This window comes from Trebonia sp. (assembly GCF_030042015.1).
Taxonomy (GTDB): Bacteria; Actinomycetota; Actinomycetes; order Streptosporangiales; family Streptosporangiaceae; genus Trebonia.
In genome coordinates, this window is the sequence record NZ_JASIAL010000103.1 from 1 (window position 1) to 5,037 (window position 5,037).

Below are 5,037 nucleotides of genomic sequence, written 5' to 3' on the forward strand. Positions count from 1 at the left end.
AACCACGGGACAGCCCGGGAAAACCGGCACCCAGCCACAGAGCATCCATGGCAAACCCATCCCGGCCCCCCCAACCAGCAGGGAAAACCCGGAACGGGAACCGTACAAAAAAATGCACTGGCTTTTAACACGCTGTTGAGTTCTCAAGAAACGAACCCCCGCACACGAGACACAACATCCCGCAACCGGGGCAACCCTCTAACAGTACTCTGGAGCATCCCCCATGTCAACCACGCACCCCGGAATCTTACCGGGACACCACAGACACCGGCACGCCCAAGCCGCAGCCAGCCAACCCCCCGCAAGCCCCGCATCAGACACGAGACCCCCAGGCCGGAAGACTGCTAATGGCTCCCCGGGTCCCGTCACGCCTTCCGGCGCTCCATCCCCACAGGGCAAAAGAACTCTACGGGCACCCCAGACCCCCGTCAAATCGAGGCGGATCGAAGACTGTTCCCCCCTGAGCCGGGAGCGCAACCGCGTCGATGCCCGCGAGTTTCTAGGAGTCGAAGCCCAGGCCAAGCCGGTCCAGCAAGCGCAGCCACATGTCGCGCCTGTCGGCGCTACCGTACGGCGTGGTCAGCGTCATCCCGGCGCCGGGCGGCGTCAGCGACACGACGGGTGTCCCCTCGAAGATTCGCACGCCCGCCTCCAGGCATGCGCGCCGCAAGCCCCAGGCCAGCCGGCCTGGCCCGGCCGGCCCGGTGCCCCCATTGGCTCGCAGCCCGCCGACCCAGCCAGTACGACCGTCACGCGGCGCCCGCCAGCGACCTGGCAGCCAGTGGCGGCGGCGCGCTCATCGACTCGATCATGGACGTCGCGCACACGCCGAAGCAGCGTCGGGCGCGCCCCGGCTGGCCGATGGGATCGAGCCGCACCCGTTAAGGTGGCCCGCATGCGCATCTGTGTCGTCGGCGCCGGGGCGATCGGCGGGTTCGTCGCGTCCGGCCTGGCCAACGCTGGAACGGACACCTCGGTGCTGGCCCGCGGCGCCACGCTCAGCGCGATCCGGGCCCGCGGCCTGCGGGTGGAATCCGCCGACGGCACGGTCACCGCCACGGTGACCGCCGCCGGCGACGCGGCCGAACTCGGCGCGCAGGACGTGGTGATCCTGGCGGTCAAGGCGCAGTCACTGCCGACCGCGGTCGCCGGCATCGCCCCCCTGCTCGGGCCCGGCACCGTCGTGCTGTCGACGTTGAACGGCGTGCCGTGGTGGTTCTTCGACGGCTTCGGCGGGCCCTGCGCGGGACGCCACCTGGACAGCGTCGACCCCGGCGGGACGATCGCCGCGGCGATCCCGGTCGGCCGTGTGATCGGCGGCACCGTGCACATGAGCGCCAGCTCGCCGGAACCCGGGGTCATCCGGCGGCACAGCGGGAACGGCATCATCATCGGCGAGCCGGACGGCACCGACTCGCCCCGGCTGGCAAGCCTCACCGCGGTGCTGCGGAAAGCGGGCCTGGCCGTTACGGTCTCGGCGAACATCCGCCAGGACGTCTGGTACAAGCTGTGGGGCAACCTGACCGTCAACCCGGTGTCCGCGCTGACCGGGGCGAACGCCGACCAGATACTCGACAACGACCTCGTCCGCGTCTTCTGCGAGTCGGCGATGCTCGAGGCGCGCGAGATCGGCGCGCGGATCGGCTGCCCGATCGCCGAGACCCCCGCCGACCGCAACCTGGTCACGAGGAAACTCGGCGCGTTCCGCACCTCGATGCTGCAGGACGCCGAGGCCGGCCGCGCCCTGGAGCTTGACGCGCTGGCCGGCGCGGTCAGGGAGATCGGCGCGATCGTCGGCGTGCCGACGCCGTTCGTCGACGCCCTCTACGGCCTGACCCAGCTCAGCGCCAGGGTCCGCGGCGCGCGCTGACCGCAGGGGGTCAGGCGCCGCCGGTCAGGAAGACGGGCCAGCAGACCTCGGTGCGGTGCAGGCGCTCGTCGTCGGTGTCGGCGAAGCTGACCAGGTAGTACTCCCTGATCGGGCCGTCCACGCCGATGGCGCGCTCGGCCACGGCCGTGCCGAGAGCGCCGTACGTCCTGTCGATGTCGTCGGCGGCGCCCTCGTGAACGGCCACCGCCGCCTCCACCGCGGGGATCACCCGCAGGCAGACCCGCCCAGCGGGCACGCGTGCGGCCGACGCGCCGTCTGCGACGGGCAGGAAGACCGTGATCTCGCTGCGTTCGAGCTCGAAGAAGTCACCGGGGAACAGCGCGCCGAAGGGCCCGGCGGCGGCCAGGCCCGCGGCGGCCAGCGCGTCGCCGAGAACTCCGAACGCCCCGGCCCCCCAGGCCATGAGGTCGGCGGCATCCACCACCTCGCTGACGGCCAGCGCGGTCACGGCCGGGATCGCCCGCAACTCGACGGCGGGCCGCCGCGCCGGGCCCTCGAGGAGCGCCCGCAGCGACGCCACCGCGGCCTGAGTCTCCTCGAGCTGGCGTTCCATCCGCTCAAGGTGCGCCGCGATCTCGCGGTTCCTTGCTTCGATATCGGAGGAGGCGAGGACCGTTCTGACCGAATCAAGCGGCATGCCGAGGTCCCGCAGCCTCCTGATGACCTGAGCCTGGGCTACCTGGCTGGCGTCATAGGAGCGGTAGCCAGTGAAGCGGTTGATGTCGGCAGGCTCGAGCACGCCCACGTCCTGGTAGTGCCGCAGCGCTTTCACGCTCAGGTGGGTCATCCGGGAGAACTCGCCGATGGTCAGGCGCGTAGCCATGGTCTGAGTATCCGCCTTCGGTCAGCTGGCGCCGCGCGAGCGCGGGCGGGGCAGGGTGAAGGAAAGCGCCGTCACGCCGAGCAGCAGGACCGCCATCTCCGCGACGCTCCAGCGGTAGGCGGCCGCATAGCCGCGCGTCAGCAGCCCGTAGAAGATGACCCCGGTCACCGCGACGCCGATCGCGTTGCCGACCTGCTGGGCAGTCGACAGCGCGCCAGAGACCGAGCCGGCCTGGCCGGCGTCGGCGTGGGACAAGACCGTGGTGGTCAGCGGCGTGATGCACAGTCCCTGCCCCGCGCCGAGCAGCAGCAGTCCGGGAAACAGCGCGGTCAGCGGGCCGGCGGTGCCCCAGTGCAGGACGGCCGCGAGCAGCAGGGCGTCGCCGAGCGCACCGGTCATGGCGCCGATCGCGATCACCCGCCTGCCGAACCTGACGGTAAGTCCTGGCGCGCGCAGCGAGGTGATCAGGTAGCCGGCGGCCAGGACGGCGAAGACCTCGCCGGACTCGATCGGGCTCAGCCCGCGGCCTTGCTGGAGGTAGAGCGAGAGCAGCAGGTAGCCGGCCGCCTGCTGGCACCAGAACAGCACCTGGCAGGTCAGCCCTGACCTGAAGGCCCGGACCGCGAAGATGCCCGGCTCGAGCAGCGGATGCCCGCCGCGCCTGGCGGCGCGCCGCAGGTGCGCGGCGAACGCGGTCAGCAGGACCGGGCCTGCGGCCAGGCACAGCCACGACCAGGCGGGCCAGCCCGCCTGGCGGCCGTCGAGGAGCGGAAGGACGACCGCGACGAGCGCCGCGGTGAGCAGGCCGGCGCCGGCGAGGTCCAGTCGCCCGCCCCGCGCCGCGCGTGAGGCCGGGACCATCCGGGTCGCCGCGATGAGCGCGGTCGCTCCGACCGGGACGTTGACCCAGAAGATCGCGCGCCAGGACAGGCCGGCCACGTTCGCGTCGATCAGCAGGCCGCCGAGCAGCTGCCCGCCAACCGCGGCGACACCCATGACGATGCCGTAGACGCTGATCGCCCGCACCCGGTCGGGGCCGGTGTAGGTGGTGCCGAGGATCGAAAGGACGTTCGGGGCCATGACGGCCGCGCCGACGCCCTGGGCGAGCCGGGCCGCGACCAGGAACGCCGGGTCGGGGGCGAGGGCGCACAGCGCCGAGGTGACCACGAACATCGCCAGTCCGGCGCAGAAGGCAAGCCGCCTGCCGTAGTGGTCGCCGAGCCGTCCCCCGCACACGAGGAACGCGGCGCTCGTGAGCCCGTAACCGGCGACGACCCACTCGACGGCGGCCGGGCCGGCGTGCAGGCTCCGCTGGATGTCGGGCAGGGCGACGTTGACGATGAAGAAGTCGAGGACGTAGGCGAACGTCCCGCACAGAATGACGGCGAGCGGTGCCCACTTGGCTACGCGCGATGCGGTGCCGGCGCCTGCCGGGCTTTGCTGGCTGATTGCGGTCATGGCCGCAGCCTCAGGCCTCCTGTAACAGGAGGGTCAAGCGACCGGGCGGCTAATCTCCTAACCTCCTACGTCTTCCTACGTCTTCGGCCAGGCTCAGGCCGACACGAGGTCGCACACGAAGATGAGCGTCTCGCCGGGCGCGATCACGTTCCCCGCGCCGCGGTCTCCGTAGGCCAGATCGGGCGGGATGACCAGCTGCCGGCGGCCGCCGACCTTCATGCCCTGCACGCCCTGGTCCCAGCCGGCGATGACCTGCCCGGCGCCGAGCCGGAACTCCAGCGGCTCGCCCCGGTCCCAGCTGGCGTCGAACTCCTCGCCGGTCGAGTACGCGACCCCGACGTAGTGCACCAGGACTCTGTCGCCCCGGCCGGCGACCTTGCCGTCGCCTTCCCAGATGTCGGTGACCTCGAGCGTCGCCGGCGGTTCGCCCTCGGGAAAGTCGACCTCGGGCTTATCGATGTTCATCGCCGGGCATCCCCTCTCGCGCCTGCTCGCGCCTGCTCGCCTATCCAACTCCCCCACCCTATGCCTAGGCTCGATGCCTAGGCTCGCCGTGGAGGCGTCATGGTGCACGTGGTGGTGACCGGCGGCGCCGGGTTCCTCGGCGCCCGGCTTGCCAGGCAGCTGCTGGCACAGGGCACGCTGCGCGTGGCGGGGAGCGAGCCGACCCCGCTGTCCCGCCTGACGCTCATCGACCAGGCACCGGTCCCGCCGGACCTGGCCGCCGACGGCCGGGTGCGCGCCGTCCGCGGCGACCTCGCCGACGTGCTGGCCGAGACCGGCGTCGTGCTCGCGGGGGCTGGCGTGGTCTTCCACCTGGCGGCGGCCGTCAGCGCCGAATGCGAGGCCGACTTCGACCTCGGCA

At 71.9% G+C, this 5,037-nt stretch carries 6 protein-coding genes; 2 read left to right on the plus strand and 4 right to left on the minus strand.

Going from position 1 to position 5,037, the window contains the following annotated elements; genetic code table 11:
• Positions 1 to 499: 499 nt before the first annotated feature.
• A complete protein-coding gene (locus Q1N79_RS05185; RefSeq protein ID WP_300605131.1) occupies positions 500 to 778 on the minus strand; it encodes an FAD-dependent oxidoreductase in 279 nt (92 codons plus the stop codon).
• Between the two features lie 117 nt (positions 779 to 895).
• Between Q1N79_RS05185 and Q1N79_RS05190 the strand changes: the two genes are divergently transcribed.
• Entirely contained in the window at positions 896 to 1,870 is a 975-nt protein-coding gene (locus Q1N79_RS05190; RefSeq protein WP_300605121.1) for a 2-dehydropantoate 2-reductase, read from the plus strand.
• A gap of 10 nt (positions 1,871 to 1,880) precedes the next feature.
• Here the strand turns inward: Q1N79_RS05190 and Q1N79_RS05195 are convergent, their stop codons facing one another.
• From Q1N79_RS05195 to Q1N79_RS05205, 3 genes are all read right to left on the minus strand, one after another.
• On the minus strand, positions 1,881 to 2,714 hold the full coding sequence (locus tag Q1N79_RS05195) for a MerR family transcriptional regulator (RefSeq protein ID WP_300605123.1): 834 nt from the start codon (positions 2,712 to 2,714) through the stop codon (positions 1,881 to 1,883).
• Between the two features lie 21 nt (positions 2,715 to 2,735).
• Positions 2,736 to 4,172 carry an MFS transporter gene (locus tag Q1N79_RS05200; protein ID WP_300605125.1) on the minus strand — a complete coding sequence of 479 codons (1,437 nt, stop codon included), beginning with the start codon at positions 4,170 to 4,172 and terminating at the stop codon, positions 2,736 to 2,738.
• A 93-nt stretch (positions 4,173 to 4,265) separates the two neighbouring features.
• Positions 4,266 to 4,637, minus strand: a complete 372-nt coding sequence (locus Q1N79_RS05205) for an FKBP-type peptidyl-prolyl cis-trans isomerase (RefSeq protein ID WP_300605127.1) — start codon at positions 4,635 to 4,637, stop codon at positions 4,266 to 4,268.
• Between the two features lie 99 nt (positions 4,638 to 4,736).
• Between Q1N79_RS05205 and Q1N79_RS05210 the strand changes: the two genes are divergently transcribed.
• Positions 4,737 to 5,037 (plus strand): NAD-dependent epimerase/dehydratase family protein (locus tag Q1N79_RS05210; protein ID WP_300605129.1); only part of this gene is annotated, 301 nt, incomplete at its 3' end.